General features: G+C 36.1%; 14 protein-coding genes. 7 read left to right on the top strand and 7 right to left on the bottom strand.

The window, feature by feature from the left end:
- The first annotated feature begins 118 nt into the window (after window positions 1-118).
- Genes L1967_RS14630 through L1967_RS14640 form a run of 3 tightly spaced genes read left to right on the top strand, consistent with a single transcriptional unit; the run spans window position 119 to window position 5,977 of the window.
- Entirely contained in the window at window positions 119-3,208 is a 3,090-nt protein-coding gene (locus L1967_RS14630) for a hypothetical protein (RefSeq protein ID WP_249602248.1), read from the top strand.
- Window positions 3,208-4,434 (top strand): hypothetical protein, encoded by a 1,227-nt coding sequence (locus tag L1967_RS14635; protein ID WP_249602249.1) that lies wholly within the window; start codon window positions 3,208-3,210, stop codon window positions 4,432-4,434. The genes L1967_RS14630 and L1967_RS14635 overlap by 1 nt, the downstream gene beginning before the upstream one ends.
- Window positions 4,424-5,977 carry a cellulase family glycosylhydrolase gene (locus L1967_RS14640; RefSeq protein ID WP_249602250.1) on the top strand — a complete coding sequence of 518 codons (1,554 nt, stop codon included), beginning with the start codon at window positions 4,424-4,426 and terminating at the stop codon, window positions 5,975-5,977. The genes L1967_RS14635 and L1967_RS14640 overlap by 11 nt, the downstream gene beginning before the upstream one ends.
- 10 nt (window positions 5,978-5,987) lie before the next feature.
- Here L1967_RS14640 and L1967_RS14645 read toward each other — a convergent pair whose 3' ends face one another.
- Window positions 5,988-7,187 (bottom strand): glycosyltransferase, encoded by a 1,200-nt coding sequence (locus L1967_RS14645; RefSeq protein WP_249602251.1) that lies wholly within the window; start codon window positions 7,185-7,187, stop codon window positions 5,988-5,990.
- 160 nt (window positions 7,188-7,347) lie between these two features.
- Entirely contained in the window at window positions 7,348-8,595 is a 1,248-nt protein-coding gene (locus L1967_RS14650; RefSeq protein ID WP_249602252.1) for an oligosaccharide flippase family protein, read from the bottom strand.
- Window positions 8,596-8,744: 149 nt separating this feature from the next.
- On the opposite strand from L1967_RS14650, the gene L1967_RS14655 reads away from it, so the two are divergent.
- Window positions 8,745-10,805: a tetratricopeptide repeat protein gene (locus L1967_RS14655; RefSeq protein ID WP_249602253.1), complete on the top strand. Its 2,061-nt coding sequence runs from the start codon at window positions 8,745-8,747 to the stop codon at window positions 10,803-10,805.
- 76 nt (window positions 10,806-10,881) lie between these two features.
- On the opposite strand, the gene L1967_RS14660 is transcribed toward L1967_RS14655, so the two are convergent.
- From L1967_RS14660 to L1967_RS14670, 3 genes are all read right to left on the bottom strand, one after another.
- Window positions 10,882-11,415 carry a YfiT family bacillithiol transferase gene (locus L1967_RS14660; protein WP_249602254.1) on the bottom strand — a complete coding sequence of 178 codons (534 nt, stop codon included), beginning with the start codon at window positions 11,413-11,415 and terminating at the stop codon, window positions 10,882-10,884.
- 99 nt (window positions 11,416-11,514) lie between these two features.
- Window positions 11,515-13,959, bottom strand: a complete 2,445-nt coding sequence (locus tag L1967_RS14665) for a DUF4114 domain-containing protein (protein WP_249602255.1) — start codon at window positions 13,957-13,959, stop codon at window positions 11,515-11,517.
- A gap of 417 nt (window positions 13,960-14,376) precedes the next feature.
- Window positions 14,377-14,568: a hypothetical protein gene (locus L1967_RS14670; protein WP_249602256.1), complete on the bottom strand. Its 192-nt coding sequence runs from the start codon at window positions 14,566-14,568 to the stop codon at window positions 14,377-14,379.
- 476 nt (window positions 14,569-15,044) lie between these two features.
- On the opposite strand from L1967_RS14670, the gene L1967_RS14675 reads away from it, so the two are divergent.
- The gene (locus L1967_RS14675; RefSeq protein WP_249602257.1) at window positions 15,045-15,914 is read left to right on the top strand and encodes a glycerophosphodiester phosphodiesterase family protein; all 870 of its coding nucleotides are present in this window, start codon (window positions 15,045-15,047) and stop codon (window positions 15,912-15,914) included.
- 54 nt (window positions 15,915-15,968) lie between these two features.
- Here L1967_RS14675 and hemG read toward each other — a convergent pair whose 3' ends face one another.
- A complete protein-coding gene (gene hemG, locus L1967_RS14680) occupies window positions 15,969-16,517 on the bottom strand; it encodes a menaquinone-dependent protoporphyrinogen IX dehydrogenase (RefSeq protein WP_249602258.1) in 549 nt (182 codons plus the stop codon).
- Window positions 16,518-16,833: 316 nt separating this feature from the next.
- On the opposite strand from hemG, the gene L1967_RS14685 reads away from it, so the two are divergent.
- Together L1967_RS14685 and L1967_RS14690 are read left to right on the top strand one after the other, a co-directional pair.
- A complete protein-coding gene (locus L1967_RS14685) occupies window positions 16,834-17,103 on the top strand; it encodes an ArsR/SmtB family transcription factor (RefSeq protein WP_249602259.1) in 270 nt (89 codons plus the stop codon).
- A gap of 35 nt (window positions 17,104-17,138) precedes the next feature.
- Entirely contained in the window at window positions 17,139-18,179 is a 1,041-nt protein-coding gene (locus L1967_RS14690) for an LLM class flavin-dependent oxidoreductase (protein WP_249602260.1), read from the top strand.
- Between the two features lie 106 nt (window positions 18,180-18,285).
- Here L1967_RS14690 and L1967_RS14695 read toward each other — a convergent pair whose 3' ends face one another.
- Entirely contained in the window at window positions 18,286-18,678 is a 393-nt protein-coding gene (locus L1967_RS14695; protein ID WP_249602261.1) for a response regulator, read from the bottom strand.
- Window positions 18,679-18,988 lie beyond the last annotated feature (310 nt).

Here is an 18,988-nt window from a genome sequence, read left to right on the forward strand (position 1 = left end):
AATTAGATGAAGCTTCATTTTTAGTTAGATGAATGGTGAAATTGTATCGATAAATGGATAGCTTATCAGTTAAACATTCTTTTATATTTATTGTAGTTTTATAGGAGGTATATATCGAATGAAGGAAAAAACTAATAAATATTTAATAGTAGCCCTTATTATTGGCGTTCTTTTTCACGGAACGGCGATTTTCTTTACTATAGAAAATACTTACGATGCCTTAATTCATTTATTCTTTGCAGACCATTACGCCAATAGTTGGTGGGAACCGTGGAATTACGAGTGGTATACCGGGTTTACCGTAATGGGATATCCGCCGTTGGTGCATCAGGCTATGGGATTGCTAAGTTATATTGGCGGACTCAAATTTGGTTTGTTCACGGTTGGGATTATAGCGATCATTCTTTTTATTACCGGTATCTATAGGTTTTCTTTAATGATGCTTGCCGATCGCAAAGCAGCTGGATACGCGGCGCTTTTAGCGGTTTTCTCTTCCTCTTTCGTAGAAACATTGCATATTTTTGGGCAGTTACCTAGTATCGTTGGGGTTTCGGTGTTGATGCATTGTATGCCCGAGATTTATATGTGGATTAAAACCGGTAAACTTGGTTCGCTGGTACGGGCGATCTCTTTATTAGCAGTAACAGTGACGTCCCATCATGTCACTCCTATTTTTGGGATGGTCTTTTTTATTTTTCCATTGATCGGGATGGCGGTAATGGATAATTCCCGCGAAAGAGTAAATCATATTAAAGAAGTTACTTTTAAAGTTTTTCTGAAATCTTTTTTTGAAGCTTTTAAACGTATTGTGCTTTTTGGTGGAATATCGCTAGTGATCATCGTGACCTGTATCTTGCCCTATTGGATAAATTCAAAGAAAAATCCAATCACACAAGTGCCTATCCCGCATGGTAGTAGGGATAATTTTCTAGAGGTAACCTCATCTGGATTGGTATTCTTTACCATTCCGTGGGGAATTTTGTTATTTCTGTTACCTTATATTTTTTATCGATATTATTCAAAACGCTATATCTTTTTTGGTCTTTCGTTTACGCTATTAACCATTTTAGGAACGGGCGGGACCACGCCAATCCCTAAAATGATGCTGGGTGATACCGCTTTTAATATTTTAACGTTGGACCGATTTACCCTCTGGGCATCGATCATGGCGCTGCCGATATTCGGGGAATTTGGCTATCGTTTTGCTGAAGGTGATTTACGATGGAAAATTCAGGAGAAATTAGGGGCAGTATATCATCGTGTTTTGGGGGCTATTTTGGTAGGGATGTTTTTAGCCATGACTATTTTTACGATTACCCTGGGCTATTTTAGGCCCATGCAACCGCAAAAAATAAAAACCTTACCCATTACCAATTTCCTTAACCAGGATCAGCATGATCACTGGCGGTTTTTAACCTTGGGATTTGGTGACCAGATGGCATGGCTTTCGGCACAAACAAATGCATTGACTGTTGACGGAAATTATCATAGCGCTCGCCGTTTACCCGAATTAACGACCAGGGCGATAGAGCGATTGGAAAACTCAAAATTCCGTGGCGTAGAAGGGATTGGCTCATTACAACAGTTTTTAACCGTTCCAGAGAAATATAACTTAAAATACATATTTTCGAACGATAAGTTTTACGATCCTATTTTATATTTTTCGGGTTGGCAGCGCCTTCAGCAGTTAGAAAACGGAATCATGGTTTGGGAGAAATTAAATGTCCCGCCACTTAGTAAAATTCTGCCTAAAGAAGATGTGCCTGTTTTTCTAAAAATCATGTGGGGTGTGATTCCAATATTAACCGTTTTGATCGCCTTTTTTATTAATATCCAACTGATCTGGTTTCAAACACTGAAAATTAAAATTCCCGAGAAACCCGATTTTCTAAGATTTAAAACCAATTACAACGGCTTCAGTTGGAGGCTTATCAAGATCAGTCATATTTGGGCGGTAATTTTATGCGGTGTTATTTTCTACGGAATTTATCTGTTTTATATTAAAAATGCCACACAAATTAGTGCTGAAAATGTGGTGCGTTCGTATTATGATGCACTCGATTTTAAAGAATTTGAAAGGGCACATTCGTATTTAGACCCCGAAAGTAAGGTCACGATTGCCCAATATATGCTTGAAGTTTCGGTGACCGATGGGATTCTAAGTTCCTACGCCAAAATGGATTCTATCGGGTTGGAAATTTTAAGCGAATCTAAAGATCGCGCGAAGATTTTAGCGCATACCGAGTGGATCACACCGCTGGAAAAGATCGATAAAACCTACGAACATGATGTGGTGAAAATTGGTGGATCGTGGTTTATAAAACCCAACACTTACGATTTAGATATTCCGCCAGATCAGTTATTTTCAGATAACGTCACCCAGTTTTATAATCACGGTCGACGAAGAATTACCACGCAGCAAACCTATCATCAGGATGTATTAAAACAGCCGGTTTTAGAGGTGCTTTCAGCAAAATTGGTAAAGAAAGGGGAGCGTTATGCGATTATTGGGGAGATCCAGAATGTAGATAATGTACCCGCAGATGTGGTGATAAAAGGGACGCTTTATAACGATGAAAATAAAGAACTTGCCGGCTATAGTGCAAAATACGTGATGAGCCACAAATTGCTTCCAAAAGAAATTACCAGTTTTAGAGTAGATTTCGAGGGAATTGCCTGGTTGGGAAAAGATGATAAAATCCCGGAAACTTTTAATCCAGATGAATTTACACCGGTAGAATTGCCAGAGCCACCAACAAAATTTAATTTACAATGTGCGGGAAATGTAGCGAATACCGATTTGTATAAGTACGTTGCCCTGGCAGATCTGAATATTGAAAAAGATAAAATTTCGGGAACGCTTTTTAACTATGGTATACAGGAAGTAACCATCCCAGAACTAATTTTTTCGTATTATGATAAAAATAAGGAGCTTATTTGGGTAAACCAGGATTTTATGCGAGAAGGAGTTCGAGTACAGCGAAAACAATATTTTGATTACGATTTACCGAACCTCCAGGAGGTGAAAGTGATTAATTCTTCGATGGAAAATATCTATGTAAACGGTTTACCCAATAAGGAAATCGCCATAAAAGTAATTCCCGGTCGAAAGGAAGCGCATCCCCAACAGCAAATGCAGACTCTTGAAGGAAAAGGCTATCATTTTATGAAATTAGAGTTGAATAACTACGTTGGAAATCCAAAATAATGAAGCTGAAAATTAAGATCGTCATATTGCTGATTTTGGTCGTTTTAGGCTCTTCTTTTGGATATTTTTATGCTGAAGTTGAAATTGAAAACATTGAAGTTCTAAATGTCCAAAATCAATATACTGCCGGTGATGAGATTCAGCTTCATTTTTCGAATGTAGGCGAAGATTACAAACTGTATGTGCACCATTCTTATTCGAAAACCATTTTGAAACCTGAAATTGTAGAAAATGGAGGTGTTTTTTCTATTCCTGAATTTTTAAGCTCCAAAAGCGGAGAGTTAAACTGGATTTTACTGAAAAATGACGAACAATTAAAAACCGGAAGTTTCGAGATTTTACCAAAAGTAGCCTCAAAAACGGTAATCGAAAGTTATTTTGGCCCACGGAGTATTCAGGCGGGTGATCGCGATTATCCGATGTTAGTAGTGGTGCCTATGGATGCGATGGATAATCCTTTGCCAGATAGCACGAGTGTGATGTTGCATACACAGTTTTACGAAGCAATTGATTCCGTAGAAATTTTTACGGATAAACTGATGGCCTGGAAAAATATTACCGCTTATCGAAAAACCGGAAATATCAACGTTTCTTCAACGGTTTTGGGTGTAAATTCTATCGAGTTAACGACGAACGTGTTCCCTTCAAACGCTACCGATTTTCAGATCTCATCGTTTAGAAATCATGATTTTGCCGATGGTAACCAGATTGCCGAATTTACCACTTCAGAAATTAAAGACGAATGGGGAAATACGATTAGTGACGGGACATTGGTTTCATTTTATATCGAAAATGAAGCCGGAACGATACTAACCACACGAGGAAGTTCTATTGAAGGGGTGGCCACCGCAAAAATAATCCATCCCGATCATCCTGATACTTGGAAAATAAAAGGATATGTAACCGGTTTGGCCGAAAGTAATATCATTGAAATTAGCTTTAGACAGGCTTTAAAAGATTTTGAAGTTGAGTTTTCTAATGGTAATCGCAGGGTTAAAGTAGGACCACTGCAAAGTTTTATGCAGCAATTGATCCCCGATGGGGCGGTGGTGAAATTACATATTTATCATCAAAATAAATTGGTAGAAGTAAAGCAGGAAACTTCAAATGATGGTTTTGTGACTTTCCAATTAACCAAAAGTTTTTATCCTGAAAACACCTATAGTTTTAAAATCGAAGCTTTGGGTAAAAGTAAAACCACAGACGTATTGAATTATGAAGAATAAGATGAATAAAAATATCTACCGGGCTGGTTTGATCGTCACTTTTGTGGCATTAAATGCATTGGTGCTTTTTGGGTTAAGTTCGGTTTTGGCGTGGTTAAATACAGGAGCCGAGCGTACCGGGATGTTGCATACCGAAGTGTTGAGCAAAGATGTGTATTTACCAGATATCGAGTGGGAGAGTTTAGACAATCCCGGCAGGCCAATGGAGCAACAGACTTTGGGTGAAATCCAGCAGGATTATTTAAACGCCTGGTATGTAAAGCACGTAGCGTATAAAACCAATAATCCCTACGGAATCGAGGATTATTACACCGATAGCTCTCGCGTAAACCTTTTTAAAACCATTGCGTTTAATAAAGAAAATGACATTCATTTAGAAGCGACCACCTTAAATCACCATCCAAGATTAGAGTTTTATAGCGCCGATGGGCAGCTGGTCGTGATCACTGATGATGAAGTGATCGAATATCAGGAAGTCTATGAACAGGATCAAAAACTACTTACACACCAGGATACCTCTTCGTACAGGGTAATGATGCTTTTAGAAGACGGATTTTGGCGCATACGGCATATGGTGAGACAATCGGCCACAACACAAAAAGATTCGGTGATTACCAGCAAACTTGCTGAGGTAAAAGGCGATAAAATTTATGTTCAAGACAACGAATTTCAAATAAAAGGGATTAATTATTATCCAAAGGATTCGCCTTGGGATATGTTTGGAGAAAACTTCAGTAAAGATACGATTGCCAAGGATTTTAAAATTATAAAAAACGCCGGTTTAAACAGTATTCGGATCTTTATTCAGTATGAAGATTTTGGCAAAGCCGAAGTGCTTCCGCAGAAATTAGAAAAGCTAAAAACGGTGGTAGATCTGGCTGAAGAAAATCAATTGAAAGTCGTCGTTACTTTGTTTGATTTTTATGGTGATTATTCGGTGTTAGACTGGACTTTAACGCATCGCCATGCCCAAAAGATCGTTTCGGCTTTTAAAGATCATCCGGCAATTTTGGCCTGGGATTTGAAAAATGAACCCGACCTTGATTTTGATAGTCGTGGTAAAGATTTGGTATTGCAGTGGTTGTCTCACGTCGCCGATGAGATTAAAAAATACGATCCAAATCATCTAATTACGATTGGCTGGTCGTCGCCAGAAGCTGCGGTAAACCTTCAGGATAACGTAGATTTTGTGTCTTTTCATTTTTATAAAGACCTTGAAAAATTAGCTTCAGATTTCAGCAATCTTGAAAAAGAAATTCCCAATAAATCGCTGGTGATGCAGGAATTTGGGATGAGCTCTTATCACGGGCTATGGAATCCTTTTGGAAATGATGAAGAAGATCAGGCCGATTATCATAAAAAAATGCAAGACTTCTTTAAAAAGGAAAAGCTTGCATTTATGTCTTGGACTTTATATGATTTCGAGGAAGTTCCCGCAGCGGTGGTGGGGAGATTACCATGGAGAAAAAGCAGGCAAAGATTCTTTGGCTTTTTAGACCAGAAGGGAGAACCCAAGCCTGCTTTTAAATATATAACTCACTAACACCAATCTATTAAACTACGCTCATTCCGTTTTTAAAATTTTTGTTTTTAATTCTATGAAATTGCTCTAAGTACATATCTGCAATTTTTTCCATAGGTAAAGAACAACTGGCTTTATAATTTCGTTTGCCCAGCTCTACTCTATACCCATCGTTAGAGATAATAGCATCTATTGCTTTTGCAAGAGAATCGGCATTAGATGGTGTAAAAAACTGTCCTCTATAGCCTTCTTCCCTTACTAAGATTCCTAAATCACCAAGGTCTGGAAGTACTACTGCTTTCCCGTAACTGCCGGCCTGATGTAATACTCCGGAGCTGCCGGTAGTTGAGGTGTAGGGAAATACAACTACCGCGCTTTCTCCGAAGATCACCGGTACATCTTTTTCTTCAACGTAACCGGTAAATGTAAGATTAGGAACATTTTTATATTTTTCTTTTATGCTTTCAATATAGCCAGGAGTGTTTGGGCTATCGGTTCCTGCAATAACGATCTCCATTTCCTGCTTAGACGTTTTTCTTAGCTTCTCGATCGCTTCAATTAAGATCTCTACTTTTTTATAGGTTCCAAATTTGCCAAAAGTCATGATCTTTTTTGGTCCTTCAGGTAAATCATAGCTCGGTTCTTCAGGTGTTTCAAAAGCACCATGCGGAATTAACATTACATTTTTCTTTTTATATTTTGATTTCAGAATATATTCGTATTTGCTAATGGTTACCGCTACAAGATCTGCCTGTAAAACTAATCTGGTAAGTGATGTACCTATAAAGTTGTACACTTTTTGCATTAATTTATTCTGAGTAAATCCGGCTTTTTCAAGATCTACGGTTTCCAAAATATTATGCAATAAAACGATTGTAGGTATTCTTTTTATTTTAAAGATCATAGGAAGCATTAAACCCAATGCTGCGGCTGCTTTTTTGTCCCCAAACTTCATAAACTGAAGATTGAATAAAATAGCATCTGGTTTTTCAGCTGAAATGGCCTTGTAAATATTTACAATATTGGCATAGCTGTTAAACTTCCAGCAGTCTTTTACGGTGATCTTGCAATTTGCATCAAAATCAATTTGCTTTTCTTCTTCTGTATGATCTGTAATCAATACGATCTCATCAACCTCATCTTTTAAAGCAAAATGCTTTACCAAATGATATCCATACTCCGTTAAGGTTACTTTACTTGGCGGAAATGCTGTTACAATTGCTAGTTTCATGGTAAATTTGGTTTTATAATCTCTTTTTGAGAGGAGTTAGTTATTCGAGGATTTCCTCGTTCATTTTTTAATCCCTTATTGAGGGTTTTAATTCATTGATTTCTGATTCAAATATCTATTAAAAGTGATCTTTATTTTTTCTTCTTCGATAAATGGTAAATTACTGTAGGTGAGCTTTCTTTTTGTGTTGGTAAAAGAAATATGCAAGTTGGATAAAAAGCAATACGGTCATAATAATAATCTGCACAATAACCACCTGATTTAAGGAATTATGGAAGAAAACAATTAATCCAACCTGCCCTAAACCAAATACTCCAGATAAAGCAACCGGCATGTATTTATCGATCGATAAGAAATAATATACAAATACGTTAGAGATCGCAAATAAAGAGGTAGCCATAGCATATTTCCATAATAATGGCGCAATACTGGTGTAGGCTTCCCCAAACATGATATCTATAATTAACTCGGGCACAAAATAGGTTACCGTAATGATGCTTACCGCTAAAAGGCTCACAAAACCAACATATTTAAAAAGCACCGGTAACGTATTTTCGCCGTTTTTCTTTTTTTGCACTACGGTTGGCAATAAGATCATTACAAACATCCAGGCAACAAAATACACTAACCTTCCTATTAAAGCTAGCGACGCATATAAACCGGCATCGTAAGAATCAAAATAATGCTTCACCAATAAAATATCACTGTTGTTAATGATAATTTGTGTAAGCTCGTAAAAAGCGGTTATGGCAATAAAATGTACCAGACTTTTACGATCAGATTGTTCTAAGGTTACTTTAGTGAAAAAGTTGCCACTTTTTTTAAAGGGGATTAATCCAAAAACAAAAGAGATCAAAATTCCCAATGCGATCAAAACAGACGATCCATTAGCCAAAAGCGTTACCAAAAGTAAAGTGATGATTAATCGGCTAAACATTTCGGTTTGGTAGGTGGCTGAAAGTTTATAGAAGCTTTTGCTTCCCTGATAGAATCCCCTGTTTACACTCATTAAAAAGTAAAGCGGAATCCCAACACCAAAAATGATGAACATCCATTTACTATCGGTATTAAAGATTTGCTGTAGCTTCCCCGCAAACAAAACCACCGCAAGTGAGGACATGATGCCGATAATAAGACTGGCTTTTTTTACGTAGTTCAAAAAATGAAGTTGCTTTTCAGTTTCATAACCAGCGGTAAACTTTGCAACGGTTAATTGAAATGTCATGGCTATAAAAGACAGTACCAGCAAAAAGGTGATTAATATCGCTGCATTAGCAAACTGCTCGGGACCTAAAATTCTACCTAATAATAAGTTGTATAGGTAATTTCCTAAATTAACACCCATTGCACTAAGCATAAAGAACTGTTCGGGTGTTATTTTTCTTATCTTTAGTTGTGGTAAAGTCATTTTTAGTTCGGTTTTAGATTAGATGTCGGCACAAATATCCAGGAGATTTCATTGAAAAGGGATTCTATTTCGTTGAGCGGAAGTTTTATGTAGATGAATGAAGACCAAAACAGGCTTAACTTGCAACTACAAAAATTAACCTAGTACCCATGAAAAAACTTAACCTATTATTTTTATTGTTTTTCGGAATTCAGTTATTATCTGCACAAGATATGCAAGAAGGTTTTGGATATCTTGAACAAGGCGATTTTGCGAAAGCAGAAACTTTTTTTGAAGGCATCCTTAAAGAGTACCCCGATAATAAAACAGCTAACTTGTGTTACGGTAGGGCAGTGGGGCTAAATGGCGAACCACAAAAAGCAACTACCATCTTTACCGATTTGTTAGAGAACTATCCCAATGATATAGAAATCGAATTGAATTATGCCGAATCGCTTTTATGGGGAAGTCATTTTAATAAAGCCAAAGCCTATTACAGCGATCTTGTGAAAAAATATCCTGAAAATTTCGCGGCACTTTTGGGCTTTGCCAACACCCTTTCTAATTTAAAGGAATATGATAATGCATTACTTTATGTAAATCGTGCTTTAGCAACTTCGCCAGGTAATCCTAACGCTATGGTGTCTAAAAAATATATTCGTCTGGGATTTGCCTATCAAAAAATGCAAAATCAGGAGTACGAACCGGCGATTGGTTTATTAAATGAGAATTTAGAAGATTTTTCTGGTGACCGGGAAAGCTTGCTTAACAAAGCCAATATTTATCTGATTACCAAAGAAACCGACGAAGCTAAAAATGTGTATTTAGAATTGGCTAAAAATGCTAAAGACAGTATCGTAGCTTTAAACGGCATGTCACTTGCAGCCCATATTGCTGAAAATGAAAAAGAAGCCCAGGCGTTTGCTGAAAAAGCAATTGAAAAAGCTGAAGTTCTGGGGGATTCCACATCGATACAGGCTTCGAGAGAGCGATATGCTCAAACTTTAGTTTGGAATAAAGATTTTAAAAATGCTGAAGCTTATATTTCAGAATTAATAAAAGAATACGGCGAAGAGAATTGGGTGTTATCATTGCGCGCCACTTTAGGCATGTATAGAAGTGATTTTAAAGAAAGCATCGCCGATTATCAGCAAATTTTAGAAAAAGATACCGCTTCTTTCGATGGAAATTTGGGAATTGCCAATGCCTATTTTGCCAATGGTGAAACCGAAAATGCTTACGATGCAGGCTATCAAACTTTAAAGGTGTTTCCCAATCAAAAAGATGCGACCAGTTTTTTAGGGAAATTGGACCGAAGTTTTACCCCGACTTTAGAAGAAACGTTGAACTATACGTTTGATAATGGGGATAACAAAGCTTACGCTACAAACACCAATATTGAATTTCCCGTTAGTACAAAGTTGAGTTTTAACGCGAATTACAATTATCGTAAAACCCGAAATAGCATTACTGGAAATGAAGCTTCATCGAATAATTTCAGTTTAGGCGGAAGTTATAAATTTCATCCAAAAGCAAGTTTTCATGTTTTGGGTGGGATTAATTCGGCTAATTCTTTCAGCAATAATTATAACCAGTTTCTGGCGAAAGCTTTTTTCAAAATTAAGCCTTATAAATTACAGGATTTAGAAGTTGGATATAACCGCGAAGTACAAAACTTTAATGCCGATCTTTTGGATCGTGAAATCGTGGTGAACAATTATTATATGAATTATAATATGGGCACTAATTTTAATTTGGGTTGGTTTACGCAGTATTATTACAGTTCGCAGAGTGATGAAAATAGCAGGAATTTGTTGTTTACCTCGTTGTATTATAATTTCTTGTCGAAGCCGGTGTTAAAAGGCGGCGTAAACTATCAGTTTTTGAGTTTTAAGAATCAGGTACCCACGATCTATTTTAGTCCGTCGCGATTTAATGCGGTTGAGGTTTTTATAGATTTCCTGATGGATGAAAACGTGGTAGAGGCCAAAAGCTTGTTTTACGGGTTAACCGCTGCAACCGGTTACCAGTTTATCGAAGACGATCCTAAGCAGTCCACCTATCGCATTCAGGGTAAATTTGGCTATAAATTTTCAGAACGCTGTTTAGCGAATTTCTACGGCACCCGAAGTAACATTGCTTCAGCTACTGCTGCGGGATTTACCTTTACTGAAATTGGATTTCGATTCAAATGGATCTTTTTAAATAAACCGGTTTTTGAGACAAGGTAAGTTCTGAAATGAGCAAATAAAAAGAGGTCTTAAAATATCTAATTTCGATATTTTAAGACCTCTTTTCTATTCTATCTTACTCAAATTTCCCCTTAAACTTAATCGCCTGTTCGATATGCGCCAGGTGATGATTAGAATGCCAGGCATACATCCCAACAGCGGTTTTTAGGGTGAACTTTTTCTTCCTTTCAGGATGATAAAAGGTTTTTTGGAATTCATTTTCGGTAAAATTCTCGATCAATGTTACCCAACGATGATGCAAACCTTCCAATAATATCAAGCTTAGGTGAATATCACACGAATAATCATCCAGTTCTGCCCAGGCCGTTTCATCATAGCCTCTAATCGACGGATCTTCTTCAGTTAAAGCAATTTTAAACCTGATAATACTGTTCATGTGGCTATCGGCCAGATGGTGGATCACTTGTTTTATCGTCCAGCCTTCAGGTCGATACTGCCAGGATAATTCTTCAGAAAGATCTTTGGTGAGATTCTTTATTTTGACCGGCAAGTCAGCAATGTTTTTTGTCCAGGTCTTAAGCTGGTCTGGAGTAATTTCCGGAGGATTTTGAAAAGTACCGATTGGATATTTTAGTTGCTCGATATTCATATGATAAATGATTAAAGAACGAATGTAATAAAAAAGAAAATGCCGGGTAACCACTCCCGGCATTTTCACTCATAACTAACCTAACCAACTAACCAATCATTAGTTTACCACTAATCCTATTTGGGATTTATCTTTATTATCTACGATAATTATGCTATTGTAGATTCCCGGAGGTACACTTTTTAATTGTATCGGGATTTCTATTTTTCCGTTCTCCATTTCATATTCTTTGTTATGTACCACTTTACCCACCATATCAAAGATCATCACTTTTGCTTTTTTTCCTGATTTAGGTAACACAAGACTTGTATTATTCCTAAAAGGATTGGGATAATTATAGGCTTTCTTTACAGGAGTGTCGACTACTGCAATTGGATTTTCCTGTGAAGGAATTTCCCTAAAATTGGTAAACTGAACATTTTCGATGTTTACATTAAATTGCTGAAAAGAACTATAATTCCCCTGTACTGAAAATACTATTCCTTTTAACGCTTCGCCTTTAAAACTCTCAGCATCATTGCGAAAATCTGATAATCTTAGGTTGTACATTTTTCCTTCTTCATTGGTGTTTATGGCGTAACGATATCTTTTATTCCAGTCTGTTAAGCCTTCGGTTACTAAAATGACTTCAATCGGAAGATTGCTTTTTGTAGTAAATTCTAAGGCTTCAAAACCATCAGTATAAAATTGTTGATCTCCGGCCAAAATGTTTCTGAAAACATTTAAAGTTCCATAGAGCTCACCATTTATAGCTACATTTCTCTCGATTTGATAAGAATTACTACTGAAACTATCCAAATTAGCCTCTTCTTTACTAAAAGTATTAATTCGTGTTTCAGTATCGGCATAATCAATTCCCCAGGGACCATCGGCTAAATAAAGTGCGTCTGCTTTTGGCGAATTATTGCCCTGAATTTCTAACCCAACATCAAATAAACTTCCTGCATTTACAACCAATTCTTCTTCATAATCTGAAGCTAAAGAGATGTTTTTACTGAATTCGGTTTCCGGAGCAACTTCGGTAGAACGAATTTTTCCCTGAACATGAATACCTGTAGCAGCAGAATTATTTTTAAGGCGTAGATATAATTGTCCGTTTTTATAAATTCCTTTTTTTACAAAAACACTGGGAATATCGCTTTCTTCTGTATTAAAACTTAAACCATTTGCAGTTTTAAACGTGTCGATAACGTGCTTAGCTAAAGTGCTCACCTGTCCCATAGCGCCTCCCCAAATTTGGAAGTTTGCATAATTTCCTTTTGGATAATCACCAATATTCCAGAAGCTATATAATTTATTTCCGCCAGATCCATTAAGCTGAACAGAAAAATTAAGTGCATATTCTACTTGCCCGCTTGCCCTAAGCATTTTGATCATAATAATCTCGTGTCCTGCTAATTTTATCGTTCTAATATCTTCTAAACTAGAGCTGTTTAGTCGGTCACAAATTACTTTAGAATGATCGTAAATGCCATTATCGGTTAAGGTTGCTAAAGCGGCAGCGACACGTTTATCACCCTGGTAATAATCTACCGAGAAAATCTCTTTCGCATTGGTAATCGAAAGAAGATCTTCTGGGCTAGACTCATAAGATTGCTCAGAACCAAACATCCCGGTTTCTGGTAGTAGGGATTCCAGATTCACCAGTGAGTTTTTCATGAATTGGCCCTGAGCTTTATATTTTGATTGTTTACGTTTATGATCTTTAAAATTGTTTTCTTTAATTCGGTTAAAATTTCTTTTAGCGATTAACGAGGCTAAATTTCCATTGCTTTCCAAACCACCCACGTTGGCAGAACTTACATCTGTAGCCGATTTAATGTCTACAAAATTTGCAGTTCTTATCGCATCGTAAGGATTGGCGGTTACATAAAAGAGCGCATCATTAAAATCCTGATCACAACTGGCGTAATCACGTCTAATATCTTCAAAGCCAAGAATTACTCTTTCATTTTCTGGATCGGCTAGTAATACATTGTGATGTCTTAAATCTGGATCGGCTTCAGGGTTATAGTCGGGATCTGAAAATAACTGCCATTGCCCGGCGGTAACGTAACCTTTCCATCCGTTGGCCAGCAATACCCAGCCAATCCCGGTACCTGCTTTAAAGTCTCCTATTTTTACCCGATCACCGGCATAAAGTCCACCGCCAGAACCAGCTTCAGAAACGTTAGGGAAGATGATCGTAATGTCCTTTGGCTCAGGTTTAGACCCTTTTGGCTCATTAATATTATAGGTGTAAAATCCCAGTATATTTTTGTAGCCGGCACCTTCTTTTACAAAAGTCACCCAAACAGTAGCGTCTTTATCTAATATTAGATTGGTGTCATAACCTGCTGTAATGTAATGCGGATTATATTCTGGTACCGGATAACTTTCAGGTAAGGCATCCATAATCATTTGCATGGTCTCTGTACTTATGTCATCACGGCCATCTAAATAATCTGGTACTCCCTGGCTATCATAAGTTCCTAAAAACTGATAGTTTTGGGCAGTAGCAAAAAAGGAAACTAAAAGACTAATTAAAAGTAATTTTGGCTTCATAACCTGGCTGATTTATACAACGAAAATAGATCAGCTTTAGGCTTTTATATTCCTTAAATCGACAGGCTATTTTTTGCTATCGGTGAATGACGTAATATTTTGGATGAATTGTAGTTGGAAGAATAGGGAACTATATTAAAAAATTTTGAATGTCTGTAATAGATCATAATAGTGAATGGTCACCCGGAACCTGCCCGTCCGGCAGGTGAACTTATCTACAATTGCTATCGGAACGGAATGACGAAAAAACGAATTATTAAAAATTACGGATAATCAATAAAAAATAGATGGTAAAGGCAGGGTTAAAAACGAACTATTATTTTTTAAGGCCTGTACTTTACTCGATAATCGAGATTAAATGCCCCATAGGTTTTACTGAGGTAGTTTACAAAGTACAGGCCTTTTCTATTAAATAAGCTAATCTATAAGGTTAACCACTACGATAAGTACATAGTTGTCGCGTCTATTTAAAGAAAGATCTACAGATTGAATATGGTATTCACCATCCAGGTGACTTAACATTCTTTCTTTAATAAGACTTTCGATGATAAAAGGATTTTCGAAGTCTATAGGTTCCAGTATTTCTAGATTAAATGTCTTGTTATTCATTTTTCATTTTTTTTATATAATACTCTGTAAGGTTAATGCTTGTTTGCATACTTTTATTGTAGCCTGAGGCCGAAATTTTTTCGGCGCAATGTTACTATATAAAAGCAGATTTTATAAGCTTTTAAGTGAATTTTTTTTTCCTATTAAATCATGCTTCTGGAAGCAGTAAAAAAGGGCAGCAAGCCTAATATTGACTTAACATTTGGTAACTTTCGTATAACTTATAATGCTATGCTTTCGAATATTTTTGTTTTGACAAAAAACTTTTCTTCATATCTAAGAGTTTAGTGCATTAACAAAAGCGGGAAGAAGTTAGTTCTTCCTGCTTTTTTAAGACCATGAAGAAAAGAAAAAATAGTGAACAGATAAATGACATTGGTCATAATTTAAGGTAGTTTAAAAAGCTAGGTTTGGTGATAAAGCCCTTTAAGGGGTGTTTTACAGTATTGATAGTATCTAAGTAATTTTTATGGATAATGAGATACAAAATTTTATTCATAGTATTTTTAATTTTTGAATGTAGTAAAGCGCAGGATCTTAGTGCTTTCGACTACGCAAGAGAAGGTCTTTTTAATCCTTCGCCATCGATAATACTGGTCGCTGCACATCGAGGAATGCATATTAATTATCCAGAAAATTCTATTCCTTCAGTTCAAGATGCCATCGATCATCATATCGATATGGTAGAAATCGACGTTCAAATAACTAAAGATGGCATTCCTATTCTTATGCACGATGAAACTATCGATAGAACGACCACCGGAACAGGAAAAATAAGAAAACTTACTTATGCAGAGATTTGCGAATTTAATCTAGTTGATAAACAGGGGAACGAAACACCTTTTTCTGTCCCAAGCCTTGCTGAAGTTTTGGTGTTGAGCAAGAACAAAATTTTGCTCGATTTAGATCTTAAATTAAAAACCAGAGACTTGAAAAAAGTACTTGAAGTTATTGAAGAGTACGATGCAGTAAATTCTGTGGTGTTTTATGAAAGCAGGTATTATGTAATGAGAAGAATCAATAAATTTTTACCTTCTGCTATGCGAATGACAAAGGTGAGTATGAATCGTAGAGCTATTAAAAGAGCAATGCTAAATGTAAATCCGGATATTGTTCACTTAGGAAATTCAGAGCGTGATCGAAATCCTACTTTTATTAAAAAAGTACAGCAGAATTATAAGAAGCCGGTTTTTGCAAATGCCTTAGGAAAACTGGATAAAGAGGCCGAAAAAAATCCAGATACGCTGGAATATTTTGTAAATAAAGGCATTAACATAATTCAAACCGATAGGCCAGATATTATTATGGAATACTTAATCGCTAAAGAAAAACATCCTGAATTTTAGCATAATGTATGGTCTTAAAAAACCATAAGCGAGACCTCATTTTTTAAGGTAAGATTATACGTTTTCCAAAGCCGTTTTTGTAGTAAGGATTTTCTTTGAAAAAGCTTCAACCCTATTCCAATCGGTAAACTCAATCGGCTTATCTGTTTTTGTGGGACCATGGGTCATTTTCATAATCATTTTAATAAGAAATCGATCAATAAAAGAATAGGATCGATAATCTAATCTTCCAGCAAAAACATCGATGATGTTAGGTTGCCAATCTATACTATTAAAGAATTTAATTACATAAGGATTGGTATTAAAATGACTTTTCTCTGGTTTTCTGGCTACTAAATTCACCGAGAAAAAAGCAGAATTGGTGTTTTCCAGTTCGTTTTTATGGGCTTCAATAAATTCTGTCACTTTTTTGTTGTGCTTGCCATAGCGAATACTCGCACCAATAATGAAATTGGAATATTTGGAGATCGGATTTCTAAATTCGTTAATATCAAATAATTCAGTTTTAAAACCTTCGTTTTTAATATGCCTTTCAATCTGTTTACAAATTTTAAGGGTTTGTCCATCTACGGTAGAATACATTATGCCTATTCTTTTTTCCATTGTTAAGCTTTTAAAAACCCACTTTTTTAGCAAAAAATCTCTTTTTCAGATGGCTCCCCATCAAGGGTTTAGTGTCCGAAGAGCTGCCTAGAAATTGTAAAAAAAACCGATTCATCCCTTGTAGATATGCCACTGGTTTTTTCGATTTTTGAGATATTAATTTACTGAAATTTTGCCAGATTTAAGGCTATAATAGCAGTTTATATGGTGTAATAATCTAGAAAATTTATACACTATTTGTAAGGTTTTAAAGATCATGCTACTAAATATATGATCTAAGAAAATGGTATAATTTATTAAATAATTATCATAGATTTTGGAATTAAAACAGGTTGAAAAAATTACAAAGGCGCTCGGCGACCGTAACAGGCTTCTTATTTTAAAAGCAATTCGTGCAAATAATGGAAATTTAGATTGTGCAGCCATTGTAACCTCTTTAGCCTTGGCACAACCATCGATTAGTCACCATATTAAAAAGCTGACAGAAGCCGACATTATTTTACCCCATAAAAATGGACGTTTTTATTCCTATTCCATCAACGAAAAACTATTAGATAATTATGTAACCACATTAAAGAAGCTATAGTTTTTAGTCATTAATATATTGAAGTATTTAAATATATGAATAAGAAAGATATAAAATATTCGATCCTTGAACTGGCTCATGTTTCTAAAGGTGCTACCTATAAAGAAACATTAAATAATTCCCGTGATTTAGCTAAAATGGCTGAAAATAAGGGATACCATCGTTTTTGGTTTGCCGAGCACCATAATATGGAGCATGTTGGCAGTAGCGCGACGTCCTTGTTAATAGGGTATATAGCAGAAAATACCCATAAAATTAGAGTAGGTTCTGGTGGGATTATGCTTCCAAACCATTCGCCATTAGTGATTGCCGAGCAGTTTGGAACCCTTGCACGACTATATCCAGATCGTATTGATCTTGGATTAGGAAGAGCCCCGGGAACAGATCCTAAAACAGCCAGGGCCATACGATCTGATTTTATGCAGGCTGCCCAGTCTTTTCCTTCGGAAATTGAAAAAATTGAACGCTTTTTTTCTACTGAAAACAAAACTTCTGATGTTCGGGCTGCTATTGCTGAAGGCACTAATGTACCCTTGTATATTTTGGGATCCAGTACAGATAGTGCACACTTAGCGGCTAAGAAAGGTTTGCCTTATGCTTTTGCAAGTCATTTTGCAACCAATCATTTACATAGTGCCCTTAGGATTTATAAGGACGAATTCAACCCGTCAGAGGTATTGGAAAAACCCTATTGTATGGCTGGGGTGAATGTAATCATTGCAGAAACCGATGAAAGCGCAAACGAATTATTTACCACTATAATACGTATGTTTTTAGGGATTCTAACCGGAGAAAGAGAAGGATTAAAGCCACCAACGCAAATGACTTCAGAATTGCAGGGAGTGCTACATCACCCTTCGGTACAGCAAATGCTTAAGTATTCGTTTGTAGGAAGTAAAGAAAGCGTAAAAAAGCAAACGAAAGCATTTTTAGAGGAAACTAATGTAGACGAATTAATTGCAGTTTCAGCAATCTATGGTGCTGAAGATCGTAAAAAGTCGGTAGCTGCTTTTGCTGAAGTAATGCAGGAAATTAATAAAGAAAACATGGCGGTTGAAAAACAAAAAACGCTGTAATATCTACCCTAAAATCCCCAAAAACTGATTTCTCTTTTTATTAAAGAGGAGTCAGTTTTTCTATTCATCGGCAGATTTAAAAATTCCCTTCCAGATTTTGCCTTACTTATTTATTGAGAATATATTTTTTCAGGATCTTGTCGGTTGGCTCAGGTAAGATAGGTTTGCTTAAATAATCATCTATTCCTGCCCTTTTTCCTTTGCTTATCATGTCTTCCATTTTGTTGGCACTTAAAGCAATGATGGGTACCGGTTTGTTTTGTGCAATTTGTTTAATCTTTTTACTGGCTTCATAACCGTTAATTCCCGGCATCTGTAAGTCCATTAAAATAAGATCGAAATCTGCTGATCTTTGAAAGATTTCTATACTTTCCTCTCCATTTTTAGCATTAATAATCTCGGCTTTAGGACATAATTTTGTGATGATGGTACGTATTAAAAACAGGTTTACCGGATTATCATCGACAGCCAAAATTCGGATTGGTTTCTGGTATTTCATTTCTAATACGTTACAAATAAATATGCCTAAAAATAAAACAATTTTCTAGTAACCTGAGTTTGCTGTAATAAAATACTTGATGCTGAGTGAAATCTTTGTAAAAGATTTTATGTCGAAGCTTTCATTTTGGTAGCATTTCAGCACAAATTTTCAATAAAAATTCACTCAATGTCCCAAATTACGGAATAATCGAACTCCTGTTAGTAAATTACGTAGCTTGTTTAAAGAGTGTGTATTTATAAAAACAAAAAAGGCTGGTATTTTCACCAGCCTAGTGACAAATCAAAATTTTGAGTAATCTTTTAAAAAA

The sequence above is a fragment of the Zunongwangia pacifica genome (assembly GCF_023499215.1).
Classification (GTDB): Bacteria; Bacteroidota; Bacteroidia; order Flavobacteriales; family Flavobacteriaceae; genus Zunongwangia; species Zunongwangia pacifica.